We start from the raw sequence: 19484 nt of genomic DNA on the forward strand, positions 1-19484 counted from the left end.
CCCTCACCTTAACCATGCAGCCGTTTCGATGCGGCTGGAAGCTCAGGTACTGTGGTGTTCAGTATCTTCTCCAGGCCAAGCCCTGCGGCAGACTTCGTCTCGGCCATGATGCCCCGGGATTGCTCCCGCTTCAGCACCACCATAATGGTCTGGAACAGAATGCGTAAATCGAGCAGCGGGGAATAATTCTTGATATACAGCAGGTCGTAGCGCAGCTTATCCCCTGGAGAGGTCGTATAGTTCGCCTTCACCTGGGCAAGACCTGTCAGTCCCGGCTTGACCATAAGCCGGTACGTATAATGCGGCAGCTCCGATTTGAACATAGAGATGAAGAAGGCGCGTTCGGGACGGGGACCAACCAGACTCATATCCCCTCTAAGAACGTTGATTAACTGGGGAAGCTCATCAATCCGGGTGGCCCGGATGAACTGGCCAAGTCTCGTAATTCTAGCATCCTGGTCCCCGGCGAGAACCGGCCCTGTACTCTGCTCCGCATTATCGATCATGCTGCGGAACTTAAGAAGATGGAAAGGCTTCTCATGAAGCCCTATCCGCTCCTGAACGAACAGCGCTTTGCCCCTTGAAGTCATCGGAATGAGAATGAACATGAGCAGCATGATGGGGGAAGCGGCCAGCAGCAGCAGGGAAGAGATGAAGAGATCGACCAACCGCTTCATGGCGCGCTCGATTAGCGTCAAGTGCGGCGGCATGATGGAGTAGACCATCAGATCATCAAGCTGCTGGGGCTCGGCATTGACGAGCGACAGCTCGTAGAAGTCAGGAATGAGAAGGACCTCGATCTGCCTGGTCCCTGCAGCTCGGATGAGAGATGACTTGGTATCCGCAGGCAGATCGTGAGCTAGAAGGACCACGTCAATACTCTCCCACATGCTGCCAAGCGGCGTGTTCTCTTCATCCTGGCCCATGGCGATAACGTATTGAATATCCAGCCAGGCACTCCCTTTACTGAGCATTTGCTCCAGACCACTGAGGTCTGAATGCTCCCGGCTTACCAGAACCATAGCTCTCTTGCGCCCGATTCCCCGAGACTGTATATAGAAGATGAGCAGACGCAGGCCAAAGGTAAGGAGAAGTTGGGTGAAGAAAGCAACGATAACTACACTGCGGGGCAAGCTGAAGGTCTTCAGCCAATAATTCAGCACGATGAGTTCGACAACAAATACAAGATGAGCAAGGACCAAATTATACAGATAGGTTCCGGGCTTCTGACGCCCTGCGAAATCGTACAAATAGAACATATAGTAAGACACCACGGTGAACAGACCAAGCCAGGGGGCGTAATCCAGAAAGGAGCCCCATTCCTGCTGGGGAATATCTCCCTGAAATATGAGCTTGTAGGCTAACAAATAGCTGGCATAGACAAACAAGCAGTCCAACATCAGAACAAACACCTTCATGCTCTTGAACCGAAACAGCCTGATCATCTGAAACGGGCAGCTCCTCTCTCCCTAGTTCTATCCTCAGCAAAAAGGTCATCATACACTTCTCTCATCATCGAGCGGATTAGCTTCAAATCATACCGGGAAGCCATCTTCTTGCTGCGTTCCCCCATTTGCCGCCGGAGCTGCGGGTCCTGATACAGCTCTTGCAATGCGGCGGCTGTCGCCCCGGTATCGTCAACCGGAATTACATATCCGTTATCCCCATGAATAACAAGGTCTCTGCTTCCGCGCACATCCGTAACGAGAATCGGCTTCCCGGCCGCAAGACCCTCCAGCAGTACCTTGGGAAGCCCCTCCCGTCTCGACACCAAAGCAAGCACATCAGCTGCCTGCATCAGCTCCGGGATATCCTGACGATAGCCGAGGAACCTCACTTGATCCTCCACTCCAAGCTGTTGACACAGCTTGATACAGCTGGCCTCTTCAGTCCCTACACCCGCAAGCAGCAGCGTTACGGGCACTCCCCGCTGTGTGAGCTCATGTACCGCATGTATGAGCTGCTGTTGATTCTTATTCCGGTTCAGTTCAGCGATACAGAGTACGACCAGCGAAGGGTTCTTGATCCCAAGTGCATGCCGGAGATCCTCCGCACTTACCTTCGCCCGCGGACTTAACAAGCTGACATCCACACCCACCCCAGGCAGGTAGATGAGGTTCCCTCTCACAGGAAAGTCACTGGCCCGCTCGTAATCCTCCCGGTTGATCGTAATCAGGGTATCCGTGAATCTGGACATAAGCCGCTCCAGCGGGTAATAGACCAACCAGGCGAGCCGGGAAGCCCCGGTATGGAAATGAAATCCGTGAGCGGTGTATACTACGCCCCGGCTGCCTGTCAGGAATGCCGCAAGCCGGGTAATCAGGCTGGCATTCGGAGTATGTACATGGATGAGATCATATCTCTCCCGGCCAAGCCATTTGATCATCTGGAACAGAGCCTTCAAATTTCCCCAGGATAGGGGCCTGCGACTGAAAGATACGTCCCTGCATTCGAATCCCTCATCTCTGACCTTCTCCCGTCTATGATCAGAGCCCCCATAGGCATGAACTTCAAAGCCCTCACGACGGAGATCCTCCATGAAAGGAAGGTGGAACGCTGCTAGATGTGAATATACCGTAGCCACATAAGCGGCTTTCCTAGGAACTGTATGACTTGCTTGCCTCTTGCCCATATACGTTCTCCCATCGTTCAACAATCGTATTTATATTAAATTTACCGCCAACATATTCCCTTCCGGCACTGCCCATTTCAGACCGTATTTCTTCCGGCTTCTCCATAACCTTGATCATGCACTCAGCCAAATGATCCGGATCGGACGCTTCAGCCAAGTATCCGTTCACGCCCTCATGCACAACTTCCTTATTCCCGCCTACATCCGTGGCCACAATCGGCAGCCCGCTTGCAGAGGCCTCCAGCAGAACCATCGGCAGACCCTCCCACTTCGAGGACATCAAATAGCCATCCGCCGCACTCATCAGCCGAGTTACGTCTGTACGCATGCCAAGGAACAGGACGGACTGTTCCAACTCAAGCGTCCGGCACAGCTCTTCAAGCCGGGAACGCTCCGGGCCGATGCCGGCAATCAGGAGGCGGCTTGCTGGATTGGCCCTGGCCGCAAGGGCGAATGCGTGAAGCATGGTCTCGTAATCTTTCTCCGGGACCAAGCGGCCCAAGGCCAGCCAAGTGAACTTGCCCTCCAGATTCATCTCACGGCGCAGAAACATTCGGTCCTGACCCGATCTGCTGAAATGATCCAGATTGATGCCGTTCGGCATGAAGATAATTTTGCGGCGGGGTACGGCCTTAATTTCGATATACCGGTCTACCGCCTCCTGACTAACATTAGTCATCAGATCACAGAGCGGATCAGTAATCCGGTAGAGCAGGTTCCGCAGCCGCCCCCCCTCATTAATGCTGTGAGCGGTACAGATTAGAAGCTTCATGGGCACGAATAAGCGGGTTACCCTGGCCAGCAGGTTGGCATGAACCATGTGGCTGTGAATAACATCAGGCTTGAATGAACGAATGAATCTACGCAGACGGAGTATTGCCCTGGGGTCGGGGATTCCTTTTCGCATATTCAGCGTAAGCACCTCAACGCCCATCTCATCCAGCTCATCTAGATAAGCTACGGGCCGAACCATACTGATGAGCTGAATCAGGTAGCCTTTACTCTTAAGTGATCTGCAGATATGGACGAGCTGGCTCTCCGCACCGGCATAATCAAACCCTGTAATAAGATAGAGCACCCTCTTCAATTCTTCCTGCCTCCCCCTTCCGCCTTGCCGGCACGAATACCAGTGACACAAACGCGATCAACATATACTCGTAGTTATAGCCAAAGTCACCGCTGAGCAGGGCGCACCCGAGAGACTGAATCAGCAGAACCATCAGAACCGGATGTATCCGCGCCGACCATAATGAGAACAGATATGCTATTATCCACATGAATAACCCGGCAATACCAAGCTCGCTGGCCATCTCAATAATGACGTTGTGCGGGAACTCATCCTGAACAGGCGGGGTGTTGCCTCCAAGGCCCGAACCGAAGAAGGGATGGTCCTGAAAAACCTCAAACGCCTTGATCTGCAAATCCATGCGTCCCAGAAAGTTGTCGTCTCCCTTCAGCTGACTCTGGCTGAACAGCACTGTGAACCGGCTGCTCCCAACCCACTGCCCCAGCTGATCTGAGTATAGGCCGGCCGCGGCTGCAGTCAGCAGGACTGCTCCCGCTAGTACAGCGGTATACCGCTTCAGCTTATTGAACTCTCCGTTCTTATACTTCTTATATAAGAAGTAGGCCAGGATGAGCAGATTCGCAGCCACAAAGGAGGCGACGGGTCCCCTGGACTGCGTGGCGAACGCGGAGGTCAGGGCTGCCGCTAACGTGGCCAGCCGAATGAGCCAGGGGATGTTCCTTCCCCAGATCGCGACCGTGGCCGCCATGAGTGAGATTCGGGCATTAAAGATCGGGTTATCCCCGGGAAGCGTCAATCTTCCGGGATATTCCGGATTATATTGACCGAATATGAGATGGGTGGACGCATAGGCAAGCCCGAACAGGGCAACTACGGTCCAGGAAAGCTTGCCATATCTTTTGTATACGATATAGGTGTATAAGCCGGGAATAACGGCCCTGGTAATCAGTAGGAGTTCCTTGGACAAGCCGCTGGAATTCCTGGAGGCCCAGGCAAAGGATACGACGCAATAGCCGAAAAAGAGAACCCAGAGCCATAAGCCGCCATTGCTGAACATATCCCTGAGAATTGCCGGCTTTTGGAGTAGAGCAATACCAACAAGGAGCAAAGGAGCCCCGACCAGAAGAATTAGGGAGTTCACGGGAATATACTGCTTGTAGAAGTAACCGATCGCATCAAAAAAAATGCTGAAGCCGAGCACATAACCCGCATCAATTTTAAGTCCCAGCTGAAGAATGCACTGTACACCGAAGATCAGAATCACGAAGACTAGCAAGAGAATCAGAATGAGCTCCACGTTCACGTTCTCCCACCTTTTTCTCTGATCAGCTTCATGTAACTGAGCCGCTGCGATTCCTTCACCCGGGTATCCAGATGCCCGATCATTCTCCTCGGAACCTTCTTCCCCCGCCACTCGCTGGCAAAAGCATCGATCTGCGCAAGTCCGTCCCTTACATTGCCGGGGCTATTAGGCAGCTGGAGAATGAACGGCACCGGCTCCGGGAAGTCGGTCTCTTCATAAGCCGTAATTACAGGCAAGCCGTTCGCCAGATACTCCCTGACCTTAAGCGGCGAAGCCTCCTTCATCTGCTTCCGGTAGAGTGCAAGCGTCCCGATCGCAAGGTCTGCCCTTGCCAGCAGCGGCTGATATTCCTTCCGGGCGAGCCTTCCGTGAAAGATCATGTTCGCGGGTACGGGCTCCGGCAGCTCAGCCGCATCCACCCCGATGATATCAAAGCTCCATCGCGGCTTGGCTTTGGCTAATTCAGCTATCGCATCAACACCATGCCAGGCTTGACCCGGCGAGCCAATGAAGACGAGCTGCACAGCATCGGCTGCAGGACCCTGTACAGAGGGGTCATCCAGCTCTTGAGGCTGGTTAGGCTGGTCAAGGTGGTCAGACTGATGAGAGTGGTGCAGCTGCTCGGACGGGTCCGGATGATGAAACTGTTCGCAATGTTCAGACTCCTGGAGCTGATAAATCCAAGAAGGGTCGGGCTGGTGAGGTCCATGAGATTGCTCAAGATGATTAGGCTGGTCAATATGCCCGGACTGAGGGGTCAGCTCAGGATGATGAAGCTGCCCGCCTTCGGGCTGGTGGGGTTCACCCTGAACAAGCAGTCCCACCGAGCCCTCAGCAGCCTCGGGTTGGCCGGAAGTCTCCCCGAACCGGGCTGCTCGCGCAGAGTAGCCGTTAGCTGCTGCCTGTACGGAGACTGGCAGCTCTGGCTGTTTGCTGCTGGAGCTCTTGCTCACCAGGAAATCGTCCAGACAGATTCCATTGCCAATGATTATGCTGTGCCGTATATAGCGGCTGAACTCCGGCACCTCGGACAGCTCCCTGCTTACGAATACACTTCCCGCCGCTGCCCGCAGCACCAAAGCGCGAGTTAATCGGTGAAAGTGATACCGCAGATCCTTGTCCATCCTCATTTCCGTCAGATCGTTGCTGTTGATCTCAAGTACCGAGGGGAATCCTCGAAGAAGCCCTGGTAGGGAATAGTAGTAATGATCGAAGCGGTGATAGATCACGTCGGGCTTCCACTGCCGGACCCGCTGGGCCAGCTTTTGGAAATCCAGCATGCGGGACAAGGCCCCCTGATAGGACTGTGCAATCACTTCTCCCCCGCCAAGTTCATGGACCCACTCTTCCCCTGTCCCGCTTGTGAACAGGAAGAGCGTTACCCGATGACCGAGCCGCGTCCATTCCGAGATCTGATCGACTACCTTTTTGAATACACCGCTTCGGGGACCTTCATTCCAATGGATTACGTATGCGATTTTCACTTGACACTCACCCTTTTTGGATTGTGGATGCTGAGCTTCTCAAGACACGACTGATAGAGCTCCCTGTCGGCGGACCTCATAAGCTGGCTGTTATGCCACAGCAGCGTGAAGTCCCCCTGATATTTCGCACACTGCTCGTAGTAATGGAGAATGGTCCGAAGCGCCTTTTCCCCTGTCAGGCCCATGTAGCTCTGGTGCACAATCGTCTGATCCATGACGATCAGAGGCCGTTCGCGAAGCTTAAGCTGCTGCCGGGTCAGCAGATTGAACACGGGGAATTCATAACATACCCCGCACCGGAATCCGGCAAGATCCGCATAGATTAGTGTGCTGTCATAGTGCAGACCCGCGTCCTCCCAGTGCTGCCAAGTAACCGGGGCCTGCCATCTGAGGTAATGCTGTCTGCCGCCCCAGACCTGCTGAGAGATGCCGCACTCCTCGGCGGTGCTCCGCAGGATATCATACTGCCTGCGAATTCGCTCCGGGTTAAGATACGTCTGGTAAGCAGGATGAAGCCCGATCTCGTGCCCGCGCTTATGAATCTGTCTTAGCAGACTTCGAATATTCGGGTCGGCCATCTGATAATTGCCATCCATCCCAGGCTGAGTCTCCTGAGTAATGAAGTAGAAGCTGCTGCGAATCCCGTGCTGTTCACTAAGGTCCATGAGCCACTCAAATGTGTTAAAAGGATCTGCGCTTAAGTCACGGAATCCCCGGCGCAGCATACCGGCCTTCTTCAGTGCCGATTCCGTATCGAAGCGGCGGAGCATGTCTCCGGCGCTCTCCTTGGCTACACTGAGGAAGCTCCGGCCATATACGAAGAATGGAGCGTCCACATCATGGCTGATGAGCTTCCTGAGCTCACGGTCCTTCCTTCGCAGCTCCGGACATAGCCGGCAGAGGCAGGCGTAGAGAATCTCCACGTATTCATTGACAATCGGACGATCCAGAAATCCGGCCTGATAAGCAACCGAGCTGTAAGCTGTGAAGCGGTCATGCTGGTCCCGTTCTGGAACAACCAGCTCTTCGTACCTTGCAAGCATGAAGAATGCACCGCCGAACAGGTCGATACCGCACGTAATCTTCTTTTCCTCTGTATGGATAAAGGTCCCCTTAAGGTTAGGCCTGCCGTATATTACCGGGACGGAGCCAAATCCGGGAACCACCGCTTCTTCCAGAGGGAGCCTAGGCATCGAACTGGGCTTAAGCCAATCTGCTTCTCGGGTACGAAGGAACACATCGGCAAGAATCAGACAGGCATCTGCCTTGCTGCCGGCTCCGGTAATCTCAATATCTTCCCGCTCTTCATAGGATACGGAATAATCCAGGCCGAGAAATTCCTCCAGAATAACCCGGTAGATATATTCTCTTTCCGGCCTGCGCTCTATTGGAGAACGTAGCATTAGCATCGCAATCTCGTTACCCTCGTTCCTTTATATTTTAAGTGAGGAGGAGCCCGGCCCTGGCCTTGCCGGTTGCCTTCCTAGAGGTTCTGAAGAAGGTTCAGGTTATGGGCCCGCCGGAGGTACTTATGGGGATGAAGAAGCTGTAGGACCATGCCGAACACTAGGCCCGGGTGTCTCATTTAGAAGCTTCTGGTGAAGCCTTAACTCTCGAACTGGAGGAGGTTTCAAATCATGCTTCTAGTGAAGTTTCACTTGAAGCCTCCGCGAGAAGTACTCAGGGGAGCCTGCTAGGGCAGTGCCCTGCCTTTTTCCGCTGCCTTGCTGCTGAATCTACTGCTGAACTTTCAGATGAACCTTCAGCTTTCCACCGAACTTGCTGAGGAGCTCCCCGCAGTACCTTTAGGTGAACCTTCTACTGAATCTGCTGCTGAGCTTTCCACAAAACTTACAGCTGGGCCTTCTGCTCGGTCCTCGACTGAACCCCCTGCGGCGCTTGCGGCTGAACCTGCTGTTGAGCTTGCTGTTGGGCTCGCTGTTGATTCTTCTACCGACCTTGCTGTTGTTCTTGCTGTTGATCCTTCTGTTGAACTTGCTACTGGGCTCGCTGTTGAGCTTGCTGTTGATTCTTCTGCCGACCTTGCTATTGAGCTCGCTGTTGATCCTGCTATCGAACTTGCTACTGAGCTTGCTGCCAAGCCCTCTGCCGACCTTGCGGCTGCGCTTGCTATTGGGCGTGCTGCTAAACTTATTGCCAAGTCCTCCACCAAGCTACCTGCCGGAACGCCCGAGCCCGCTTCCAATGAAGCCTGCTTATGAGCCTCCTTCTCCAGCCTGGCTGCCTGCACAATATGCCTGGCTACCTCCGCATAAGTGAGCCTCTCTTGCGGTCTTGTATCCCAGGCCTCCCGCTGTTCCCGCAGCCACTCAGCCCTCGCCCTAAGCAGCTCCCGTTCCCTGATCTCGTAGGCTTCAAGTACCTCAGGCTGAGCCTCCGCACCAGAGGGAGATGAGCCCCCCGGACTCTCTCCCGCCTCCGCTGCACGGCTGCTGATGAGATCCGCTTCCGCGCCCAGCCCTTTGTCATCGTACTTCCTGATCGACAACCAGGATAATCCAAGATGAAGGACATAACCCAGTGTAGAGGCAAGGCTAAAGAACAGAATCACCATCTCCGGTGTCTGGTTCGTGTATAGAGCCAGGACAAGCGAAGAAGTAACGATGAGCGTTCGGATAATCTCCCGGTATAGATGGAGCTCCTGCCTCTCCATAACATCAATGGTGCTGCCGACTGAATTAGCTACGAACTGGCTCAAATACATCATGGACAGAATACGGATGTAATCCCCTGACTCCCTCCATTCATCCCCGAACAGGAAAGAGAACGCAGCCGGACCAATGGTGAAGAATACTGCAATAATGGCAAGCCCGAGTACGAATACATGTCGTACTGTCTTGAGGAACAACGGCCTCATCTGACCCGGATTCGAAATCATATATTCGGACGACTCCGCCAGATATACATTGCGGATTGAGCTCATAATGAGCGTCATGGGAGAGCCCAGAATACGCTGTCCCAGCGCGAACCAGCCAGCCACATGCACGCCGTAAAAGGTCGCCAGCCATATCGTTGGCAGATAGATGACGACGCTGTTGAGCATGTTGGATGCAAGCGACAGCTGCGGAAAGCGCCGATACCGATAGGCGCTTTCCCGCAGATCCGGCCACTTCAGCCGAATGGAGTTCTGCCGCATATCGCTGCGCCACTGCTTCCACTGGGGAAGCAAGCCGCCAAATCTTCCGAGAATGTCCCCCGCGATCAGCCCCAGCGGTCCGAATTGAAATAGACTGAGGGTAATCTGCGAGGATACTTGCCCGATGCTCTGCGTGTATTTGGTTCTGGCTAGCTTGCGGTAGTGCTTCTTGCGAATCAGCCAGTAATTCAGGATCTGGTAACATCCCCCGAAGAACAGGCTGATGGCGAACAGCAAGGAGTAGTGGGGCAGGTCGCGGTCCTGCAGCCAGACTGCAAGCGGCTGCTGCAGGAGGAAGATCGCAATCCCGCTGACCACACTCACCCCGCTGCATATTAGAAGGCACAATCCAAGCACACTGGAAGCTGTCTTGTCATCTTCAGGCAGCGTGACCGCACTTTCATAGGAGAAGGACACCAGCATAAGCAGAATGCCGATGACAGATAAATAGATGGAATAGGTGCCATATTCAGCCGGGGTGTATAACCTTGTCACTAGTGGCAGTGTCACCAGGATGATCAGCTGGCTGATCAACGTGCCGCTGGCAAGCACAAGGACACTGCGCAGAAATTTATCCAGAGCTAACTTTCTGAAATAATTCCGCATGTGATCCTATCGAAGAGCCTCTATCACAGACTCAGCCACAAATTGTTGTACAGAAGCCTCAATCTTCGGTCCAATTGGCAGAGACAGAACCTCTCCGGCCAGCAGCTCCGCGGCCGGCTGGCTGACTCTCAAATGATGATAGACAGGCAGCTGATGAACCGGAATCGGGTAGTAGACCACCGAGCTGATCCCCTTCGCCGCAAGCTTCGCCTGAACCTCATCCCGCCTTCCATCCAGCACACGGATCGTGAACTGATGATAGACATGCCTTCCATAGAACTCCTCGGCAGGCAGCAGGATGCCAGGAGTCTTATCCAGTAGCTCCCGGTACACATCGGCCGCTCTCCTGCGGGCCTCATTCCATTCCTCGATATAAGGGAGCTTCACCCTTAATATGGCGGCTTGGATTTCATCAAGACGCGAGTTATAGCCGACCAGCTCGTTCATATACTTCTTCTTCGATCCATGGGCTCTGAGCATGGAGACTCTCTCTGCGAACACCGCATTGTTCGTTGTAATCATGCCGCCGTCCCCGTAAGTCCCCAGATTCTTGGAAGGGAAGAAGGAGAAGCAGCCAAAGTCCCCGATCGTACCCGCCTTCCTCCCCTTGTACTCAGCTCCGAAGGCCTGAGCAGTGTCCTCCACAACGTAGAGTCCATAACGATCAGCCAGCTCCAGAATCGGATCCATATCCACCACTTGACCGAATAAATGAACGGGAATGATCGCCTTAGTCCGCGGGGTAATCACTTCCTCGATCCGGTTCACATCCAGATTAAATGTCCGGGGATCCACATCGGCGAATACAGGCACAGCTCCTACCTGGCTGATGGCCTCGGCTGTAGCGAAGAAGGTAAACGGGGTGGTTACCACCTCATCCCCCGGACCTACCCCGGCAGTCAACAGCGCGAGAACCAGCGCGTCTGTCCCCGAATTAAGAGCTATCGCATGCTGTACCCCCAGATATTCCGCGGCCTCCCGCTCAAATTCATGTACATTCTCCCCCATAATGAATGCACCTTTGTCCAATACGTTCTCAATCGAACGCAGCAGTTGGGGCTTCAGCTCCATAATCTCTTGACTGAGATCAAGGACCGGGACGCGCTTCAAGGTTACTTGCGGCTGCTCCATCCTCTACACCTCTTTCGTTAAATGAACTATATCCTGGTTCAATTCATATTCGCGCCCGCAGGCCGCGCAGGCTGATTCTCTCCCTGAGAAATGGAGCGTCACCCCGCACTTGCACACCCAGCCAATCCGGCGGGCCGGGACTCCCGCGCAGAGGGCGTAGGGCGGGACATCCCTGTGAACCACCGCTCCAGCTGCAATCAGAGCCCACTGCCCAATTGTCACTCCGCATACCAACGTCGCATTCGCCCCGATCGATGCCCCGCGCTTCACGATAGTTCTCCGGTAATCGTCGGAAGTATTGCGGGGAAATGCGGCTCTCGGCGTCAGCACATTCGTGAACACCATACTTGGGCCGCAGAATACGTCATCTTCCAGCACGACACCTTCATAGACGGAGACATTATTCTGGATCTTCACTCCGCTGCCGATCGTGACATGGTTCCCAATGTATACGTTCTGTCCCAGGCTGCACCGGCTGCCAATAATGGATGTTGGGGACACGTGCGTGAAATGCCAAATCTTCGAGTCTTCTCCGATGACAGCACCGTCATCAATTACCGCGGTGGGATGAGCATAATAAGTCATGAGTACCTAGGCTCCTTTGGGTATGCATCAAATTACTTTGACTTTCATTAAATGGAACTATGGCTGCACCCAGCCACGGGACGGTTGCCTGCACTACCTGCAGCCTGTCACATCCGGTCGCTTGGGACTGCACCAGGTGCAGCCCGTTATAGCCAGCGCATCTGTTGCACCGAACCACTCTCACTTCCATCCAATTACATCAGGTTCCATCTAAATCCCATCGAATTTCATTCAGCCCGAGTCAAAAGCTACAGCAAATAATAGTGCCCCGGCTTATCCATCCCCCGCATCCCGTTACGCGTATCGAACAGACACCGGCTCGCGCTGCGAATAAGCTCGTAATCAAATCCGGAATGATCCGTTGTGATTACAGTAATGTCTGCCTCGGCAATCCGCTCCGCGGTCAGCTCCACACATTCGTAATCACGGCCTCCATGTCTGAACGCCTGCACGTGGGTGTCGCTCACCCACACCTCGGCGCCCCGCTCCTCAAGCTGCTCAATCACCTTCAGCACCGGCGACTCCCGGTAGTCATCGATGTCCTTCTTATAGGCAACGCCAAGCAAGTAGACACGCGAACCGCTGATCGGCTTCTTGTACTTGTTCAGAATTTCGCCGATTCTCTGCACGACGAACTCGGGCATCGCATTATTAATCTCCCCGGCAAGCTCGATGAGCCGGGTATGATAGTTATATTCCCTGGCCTTCCAGGTCAGGTAGAACGGGTCGATCGGAATGCAGTGTCCGCCAAGCCCCGGCCCGGGATAGAACGCCATGAAGCCATAGGGCTTCGTCTTGGCCGCATCAATCACTTCCCATACGTTGATGCCCATCCGGCTGCACAGAACCGCCATTTCATTGGCCAGAGCTATGTTAATGTGTCTGAACGTATTCTCGTAAATCTTCTCCATCTCGGCGACAGAGGGACTGGAGACGACATGAACATGGCCGTCCAGCACCTCGGCATACAAGGTCTGTGCCACCTTGGAGCAGGTCGCTGTAATACCGCCCACAACCTTGGGCGTGTTCTTCGTGTTGAACGATTTATTGCCCGGATCCACCCGCTCCGGCGAATAAGCAAGGAAGAAATCCTCTCCGCACTTCAGCCCCGTTGCCTCCAGGATCGGCTTCACCAGCTCCTCGGTCGTCCCTGGATACGTGGTGCTCTCGAGCACTACCAGCATGCCCGGGTGAAGGTATCTGGCAATCTCCCGGGTGGAATTCTCCACATAACTCGTATCCGGCTGCTGATAGGTATCGAGCGGAGTAGGTACACAGATCGTCACAGCATCCACCTCCCGGAGAAAAGAGTAATCCGGCGTTGCCTGCAGCAGTCCGTTCTGAACAATACTCCGCAAATCCTCGTCAATCACATCCCCAATGTAATTGACACCACTGTTCACCATATCGATCTTGCTCATCTGCACATCAAGCCCGATCACACGGTAGCCTGCCTTTGCCTTCTCTACAGCCAGCGGCAGGCCAACATAGCCTAGGCCAATAACCCCAATTACCGCTGCCCTGCTCAGCAGCTTCTCCATTAATCCCGCACTGTAATCCTGCTGCTTGGCGCTTTCCCCCAGCATGATATAGCCTCCGTCCTCATATTCGATCAGGTATGAATCTCCTGCCTGCCCGCAGCCGTAATAATCTCCTCCACAAGACGGACGGCCCGAACCCCGTCTTCCACCGTTACCGACGGATTCCGGTCCTCCTCAATCGCCTGGATCATATCTTCGATAATTCGCTGATGGCCGGGTACACCATAAGGGTCCAGCTCCACCCGCTTGGTAATCATATCGATCTCCCCCTGGGTCATAGTGGAGCACTTCCACTGCTTAATCCAGTTCGCAGTAGGTCCGCCGATAATCACATAGCCATGCTCGCCGAATACACTGATCGACTCCTCGAGATTATGTTCATATACTGTCGTTGCCGCCTCTACTACTCCCAGCGCCCCGCTGCCAAATCGCAAAGCCGCGATAGCCACGTCCTCGGTCTCGATTCGGCGCAGTCTCGTATCCGCCATGGCCTGCACCTTGGCGACCGGACCGAATAGCCAAAGCAGCAGGTCCAGGCTGTGAATAGCTTGGTTCATCAGCACACCGCCATCCATCTCCCGGGTTCCGCGCCAGGCTGCCTGATCGTAGTAAGCCTGGGACCGATTCCAGCGGACGGTTGCATTCACATGACTGATTTTGCCGAGCAGCCCGCTGTCCAGCGCCCATTTCAAATAACGGACCGCTGGCCGGTAACGATTCGGGTGCACGACGGCCGCCTTGACTCCGCCCAGCCGAGCTGCCTCCCGGATGGCTTCTCCATCCTGAGGTGTCAGCGACACTGGCTTCTCAATCACCAGATGCTTGCCCGCCCGGGCCGCCATTTCAGCGAGCCTTGCATGAGTCCCGCTTGGCGTGCAGATGCAGACCAGGTCAATCTCCGGCATCTGCCTAAGCATATCGTTCATGCTTGTGAATGCGGCTGCGCCGCATTTCGCCTGAAGCGACTCGAGCTTGAATGGGTCTGTATCGCATAGCGCAACAAGCTCAGCGCCTTCCAGTGCTCGAATGGCTTCCATATGCTTAAGGGCAATATGCCCGCAGCCTACAATGGCGCACCTAATCATGAGTAATCCCTCCATGTCATGTTCTAACTATATAAATTGAACTAATGATTTCCATGCTAGTAAGCCGTATGAAAATGTTCCTACGATCGCTGTTGTTCTTAGACTTCTTAATTGAATTTTTATAGGTATATAAGCCGCAGTTAAAATGTTCACATTTGTGGGTACAGTCGTAACTACGGGGAATGCTTGGACTTTCGGCCGCTGCCCGCCTCCAGATTTCTTGATTTATACCGCAGGGCGGATGAAACCGGAGACAAAGCTTATGCTTCCGATGCAGCTTTCTTACAGAAAGCTTGTAGGCGAACGCTCTGCTCTCCAGAATCATTTCACACGCTTGCCTATACGAATTCTTAAATTCAACTTATATATACAAAAGTGCTACGCAGACCTCTCCATCTTGCCGCTCTTCACACCGCTTCTTCGGCGTGTTAACCGCCGCTTCTCCAGCAGCAGGGAGATGCTTAAGGCGGCGAATAGACCAATGAGCACGCCGAGCGCCAAGTTAAACATCTTCTTCGGGCTTACCGGCTCGGAGGCCTGATCCATATCCGCATAATCAAGCACCGTCACTTTGGCACTGGAGACAATCCCCTTGGACTTGCTGATGAACGCATCTGCGAAGGCATTCACAATAGATACCGCACTCTGCGGATCACGGTCTGTGGCATACAAATTAATGACCAGCGTACCCGGATCGGTACGCACCTTGATCTTCTGAAGCAGCAGGGTCGGTGACTCATTCAGCGACAGCTTCTTCTTCACTTCACCCGCCACGCTGCGGCTCTGGATCGTATCCTCGTAGGTCTTGGTTAGCATCTGACTCGCCAGCAGCTCATTGTAGGTGCCGGATTCACTCGTAGAAGCAATGTTCGCCATTAAGCTGGCGGAGGCTTGATACTGGGGCTGAACGAACACATTGATCAAATAGGCGCCTCCCACACAGACCAGGATCGTCAGAATGGCCACAATGTAATGCCTTTGGACCGATTTCAATAGGAAAATCACATTCAACTCACTCACCCTACCTTTACCTTTATACCTGTACGGAATGGAATTCTGCTCTGGCTGCCCTTAAGCATTTGCTTCCTTGGACCATTCCATAGGGCCCAACATGATCTGCCGTTCGCGGGCTGGTACGGCACCGAGGATCTGATCGCTCAGCTCCTCCATATTCCGGCTCTCCATTCCGTACAGCGACTGAAGCTTCTTATAATGAGCGACGATCTCTTCCAGAAGCTTCAAATTGCTGCCTCGTTCATCCACCAGATTGTAGGGATGGCACCATAGGTGATAGACTTGCTTATTCCTCGCGGCATAGGTCATCCCTCTCAGAATCCGTCTCCGCCGAAGCGGCTCCAGAAGCGCAAGCTTCCCCGAGTAGGAGCGAAGGAAATGACTCGCCGGAAGGTTAACGGGCTCCCCCCGCTTCGGACTTTCCAAGGTGTAACTATGAAATCCCGACAGATTGAGATAGGTATCCATAAGGCGGAGAGCCCGCCGCAGCAGGGAGTCTCCTGTGCTGTATCCCCTCTTGTAGAGCCAATGCTCCGGATTGCCCCGGTATGCACGGACTCCTTCTGGAAGAAGCAGCGGCAGATAAGCCGGGTTGACCTGGTTACGCGGAAACACAATACTTTCAAGCTGAATCCCTTGAGACTTCGCAATTTGGACCGCTGCCCGCAGATCCGCCTGGAACTCCGCCGAGTCTTGTCCCGCTTCCAGGCAGTAGTAATGGGAGAACGTATGCGTAGATACGCGCTGATATCGGGTCCGTTCAATCCGCCTGATCAAGGACAAGCCATAGTGCGAGGAATCCGTCTGCTCATCCGTGCCGACCCCGTCACTTGTCAGATGCGGATAAGGAGACAGGTTGACATCCTGATAAGCGGGAAGCCTCGAAGGAAGCCCTTGTAACATCTGCTCTTTGGATTCAAAGAACATCAGTCCCACGGTTGCCCAGGTCGCGTGAATTCCACTGTCCTCAAATAGATTCAGCACTTTGGGGATAATCTCTCTTTCTTTGGCGGAATGCCCCAGGTAGTGAGATATCGGGCAAATATCCCGAAGTCCCCAGTACAATTCAAAATCCATGGATATGACGAATTGTCCGCGGTTCATAGGCATCGCGTCATTTAGTCCCCCTTAATTCATGAATCCTTTCCCACACGCTTGCTCCTGCCCTGCATGAACAGGCCCCTAGCCTTTGTCTGTATTTCATAGATATACAAATAGAGCGGCCGTTATGCCAAAAAAGTAGATTCAGCATAAAGACCACTCTATAATCAGCCCAAGATCAGGCTCTTACCGTAACATTCTGGTTGGTTGACGCCAATTGAATCTTGAAGTTGGAAGCTTCAATGATATTTCCGCGAAGGGCAAGATTAATCTGCGTATATCCATCCAGGTAGGTGGATAGATCAATACCCCCGCCATTTTTCAAAATAATCGTATTGTCCTTGATGACCCCGAAATCCGCGTTCTGCCAGGTCCAGATTCCCCGCTCACCGTTCTCAATTGTATTATTCTTGATGGTGAAATTATAAATGTTGCCAAGGCGAATCGCGGTGGTCCCCTTAATCCGGCTGTTGCTCCCCATGACAATCTTGTTGTTCGAAATCACCGTGTTGCGTACCGTCTCCATAGCACTGACCTCAATCGCCGCATAGAAGCTGCCGATTCCGTCAATCACGTTGGAGTGGACAATGTTATTGCTTCCGTACACACTGACCGCAGAGAACATATCCGGTGCGAGCTTCCCCTTATTGACTCCCTGATAGTAGTTGTTGTTCAGATAGGAGTTCACAATATGGTTGTCGCTGACCTTGACCCCCTGAGCGTAGATCTTTATTCCGCGCTTGGCGCAGTATTCAAGCAGGTTCCCCGAGATGAGACTGTCCGTATTCTGGCCGTTATTCTCATCCATGGCGGGGTCTTCATAATAAATGCCGTCCGCGTCGTCGGCAGGACCGATATGATGGATATGCGAATTGGTGATTACCACCTGTCTGGCCGCCCCCTCATTCGATCCCCAGGTTGTCGTAATATAGATACCCCGGGCAATCATGGAGCCATTCGACTGGTTAATCGCATAGATATTCTTCACTTCCGAGCTGTCAATCTTGATCTGGCTGGTATTGCCGTACACGACGATTCCGGCTACCACCTCCGAGTAGCCCTCTTCACTCGGGTTCTTGCTCTGCGAGGCATTTGCGACCGTAACTCCGGATATATTCACACGCTGGACGCCCCCGCCTACGACAAGGACCCGGTTAACCTGCTTGTTCCCGTCCAGACTGAGATTGCTGATCTCCACATCACTGCCTGTTACCCGCATCAGCTCCCAGCCGAATTTCTTGCCTGAAGCCATAATCACCGAATCACTGCCCTGTCCAACCAGCTTGGTTCTGCTGCCGATGATCAGCGTGCGGTTCGGATCTATCACATAAGAACCTTTGGGGAAAAATACACTTCCCCCTTTTCCAGCAGCCTGATCAAGCGCCTTCTGTACATAGGGGGTATCATCATCCCGCCCGTTCCCTTTGGCACCAACCTGCCTTACGTTAATGACATTGCCTGCGCCGCCGAGCTGGCTGATCATAGCCTGCTGAACCGTATCTCCAGAATTCGCCATAGCTAGGATGGCGACCATAACCTGTTTGAAGAACTTCTTCACTCTGCGTCCCTCCTGACAAAATGGCTTGGCTAACCTTCTTGTTGTAATCGTTTGCCGCTGCAGATAGGGGTAGGCTGGTAGGCTTGGATGCGTCCTCTATAGTTAAATTCTAACATTCCCGCCTGTGCGTTAAGAATCAGTATTAGCCTAATTTCAGCGGTCTAAGCAGCCCGAATATGATATGAGCATAAAGTGACGAAAGCTGAATATACATGCTTGTATGGAAAGTAAGGGAAGACAAGCTTTATATTTCTGGAGGATAGGAGAGTAAGGATCACATGTATGATATGAAGCTGCTGGAGCGCTGGGCAGAATTTAACCGCCAGAAGTGGGGATGCCGCGCGGTCATTCGCAGCTTCCAGGCGCCCGGCTCGAACAGCCGCAGCGAAAGCCTGTTCTTCTTCAACCGTAGGGGGAGGCTGTACCTTCCCCCTCTTAATCCATATCATCCCACTCTGTTCCATCCTACACCCACAACCCAGCCCCATCGGATTAGCTCCCAGTGGCATGAGGCCGCAAGGCAGATGATCCCTGAAATGTGCGCGGCCATGGGAAGCGCCGGCTTCTGCCTGCCGCCTGAATTCACAGATGTACGCCCATTCATCTGGCACGGCTTCGAGGTGATGGTGAAATATACTTACTATCTGGAATTCCCCTTTTGTCTGGAGAATACTAGCGGAGATATCCGCGGCCGAATTAAGAGAGCCGCTTCAGAAGGTTATTATGCGAGACGTACAACAGATATGAGTGAAGTGCATCAATGCCTGATAGGTACGGAGACGAGGCAGGGCTTCTCGCACAATTTGTCGCTCGGGGATCTGGAGCTGGCCCAGGAGCTTCTCGGTGAAGAAGCCCTCCGCTGTTATGTATGCTATTCCAGGGAGGGGGAGCCGGTCAGCTCCAGTGTAGTTCTATTGCTTGATCCCGATCGACCTCAAGGGTGGATTGCCGGCAGCAAGGTAGAGCATCTAAACAAGGGCGTTGTCCAGCTGCTGCAAAGCGTCCTGCTTCAAGACCTCTCAGACAACGGGATGAAAGGCTTTGATTTCGCGGGGGCCAACATTCCGTCAGTGGCTAAGTCCAAGGCACCCTGGGGTGCCTATCTCGTTCCCTATTATCTAGTCAAAAGGCGGGTGTTCAAAGATATCCTGCGGGTCACATGGAACTGGTGGAAATTCGGCAGGGATCAGCGCCGCTTAACCAAAACAAAGACGCCATCCGGTTAAGGATGGCGTCTTTGGCTTGCGTGATATTTCATGC

The 19484-nt window shown here is 53.5% G+C and carries 15 protein-coding genes; 1 reads left to right on the forward strand and 14 read right to left on the reverse strand.

All coding sequences use genetic code 11. From position 1 onward, the window contains the following. Nucleotides 1-8: 8 nt before the first annotated feature. The 14 genes from ACRRNK_RS20960 to ACRRNK_RS21025 all read right to left on the reverse strand — a co-directional run bounded on the left by ACRRNK_RS20960 (nucleotide 9) and on the right by ACRRNK_RS21025 (nucleotide 18224). A complete protein-coding gene (locus ACRRNK_RS20960; RefSeq protein ID WP_433944525.1) occupies nucleotides 9-1445 on the reverse strand; it encodes a sugar transferase in 1437 nt (478 codons plus the stop codon). Then, entirely contained in the window at nucleotides 1442-2632 is a 1191-nt protein-coding gene (locus ACRRNK_RS20965; protein WP_433944526.1) for a glycosyltransferase family 4 protein, read from the reverse strand. Before ACRRNK_RS20965 ends, ACRRNK_RS20960 begins: the two co-directional genes overlap by 4 nt. Next, on the reverse strand, nucleotides 2598-3710 hold the full coding sequence (locus tag ACRRNK_RS20970) for a glycosyltransferase (protein WP_433946965.1): 1113 nt from the start codon (nucleotides 3708-3710) through the stop codon (nucleotides 2598-2600). The genes ACRRNK_RS20965 and ACRRNK_RS20970 overlap by 35 nt, the downstream gene beginning before the upstream one ends. Continuing rightward, nucleotides 3685-4962 carry an O-antigen ligase family protein gene (locus tag ACRRNK_RS20975; RefSeq protein WP_433944527.1) on the reverse strand — a complete coding sequence of 426 codons (1278 nt, stop codon included), beginning with the start codon at nucleotides 4960-4962 and terminating at the stop codon, nucleotides 3685-3687. The genes ACRRNK_RS20970 and ACRRNK_RS20975 overlap by 26 nt, the downstream gene beginning before the upstream one ends. Next, nucleotides 4959-6446, reverse strand: coding sequence for a glycosyltransferase (locus tag ACRRNK_RS20980; RefSeq protein WP_433944528.1), 1488 nt, complete (start codon nucleotides 6444-6446; stop codon nucleotides 4959-4961). Before ACRRNK_RS20980 ends, ACRRNK_RS20975 begins: the two co-directional genes overlap by 4 nt. Next, a complete protein-coding gene (locus tag ACRRNK_RS20985) occupies nucleotides 6443-7849 on the reverse strand; it encodes a polysaccharide deacetylase family protein (RefSeq protein WP_433944529.1) in 1407 nt (468 codons plus the stop codon). The genes ACRRNK_RS20980 and ACRRNK_RS20985 overlap by 4 nt, the downstream gene beginning before the upstream one ends. Nucleotides 7850-8208: 359 nt before the next feature. Further along, a complete protein-coding gene (locus tag ACRRNK_RS20990; protein WP_433944530.1) occupies nucleotides 8209-10209 on the reverse strand; it encodes a lipopolysaccharide biosynthesis protein in 2001 nt (666 codons plus the stop codon). 6 nt (nucleotides 10210-10215) lie between these two features. Continuing rightward, nucleotides 10216-11340 (reverse strand): DegT/DnrJ/EryC1/StrS family aminotransferase, encoded by a 1125-nt coding sequence (locus tag ACRRNK_RS20995; protein ID WP_433944531.1) that lies wholly within the window; start codon nucleotides 11338-11340, stop codon nucleotides 10216-10218. A 3-nt stretch (nucleotides 11341-11343) separates the two neighbouring features. Next, nucleotides 11344-11925 carry an acyltransferase gene (locus ACRRNK_RS21000; protein WP_433944532.1) on the reverse strand — a complete coding sequence of 194 codons (582 nt, stop codon included), beginning with the start codon at nucleotides 11923-11925 and terminating at the stop codon, nucleotides 11344-11346. A gap of 248 nt (nucleotides 11926-12173) precedes the next feature. Next, the gene (locus tag ACRRNK_RS21005) at nucleotides 12174-13511 is read right to left on the reverse strand and encodes a nucleotide sugar dehydrogenase (RefSeq protein ID WP_433944533.1); all 1338 of its coding nucleotides are present in this window, start codon (nucleotides 13509-13511) and stop codon (nucleotides 12174-12176) included. 26 nt (nucleotides 13512-13537) lie between these two features. After that, nucleotides 13538-14551: a Gfo/Idh/MocA family protein gene (locus ACRRNK_RS21010; protein WP_433944534.1), complete on the reverse strand. Its 1014-nt coding sequence runs from the start codon at nucleotides 14549-14551 to the stop codon at nucleotides 13538-13540. 378 nt (nucleotides 14552-14929) lie between these two features. Next, nucleotides 14930-15571 (reverse strand): YveK family protein, encoded by a 642-nt coding sequence (locus ACRRNK_RS21015; protein WP_433944535.1) that lies wholly within the window; start codon nucleotides 15569-15571, stop codon nucleotides 14930-14932. Nucleotides 15572-15622: 51 nt separating this feature from the next. Then, nucleotides 15623-16675, reverse strand: a complete 1053-nt coding sequence (locus tag ACRRNK_RS21020; protein ID WP_433944536.1) for a polysaccharide deacetylase family protein — start codon at nucleotides 16673-16675, stop codon at nucleotides 15623-15625. A 169-nt stretch (nucleotides 16676-16844) separates the two neighbouring features. Further along, entirely contained in the window at nucleotides 16845-18224 is a 1380-nt protein-coding gene (locus ACRRNK_RS21025) for a glycosyl hydrolase family 28-related protein (protein ID WP_433944537.1), read from the reverse strand. A 278-nt stretch (nucleotides 18225-18502) separates the two neighbouring features. Here ACRRNK_RS21025 and ACRRNK_RS21030 point away from each other — a divergent pair, with 278 nt between their 5' ends. Then, nucleotides 18503-19450: a GNAT family N-acetyltransferase gene (locus ACRRNK_RS21030; protein WP_433944538.1), complete on the forward strand. Its 948-nt coding sequence runs from the start codon at nucleotides 18503-18505 to the stop codon at nucleotides 19448-19450. Nucleotides 19451-19484: the final 34 nt, after the last annotated feature.

Origin of the sequence: Paenibacillus sp. SN-8-1 (assembly GCF_050995535.1) — a bacterium.
Lineage (GTDB): Bacteria > Bacillota > Bacilli > Paenibacillales > Paenibacillaceae > Fontibacillus.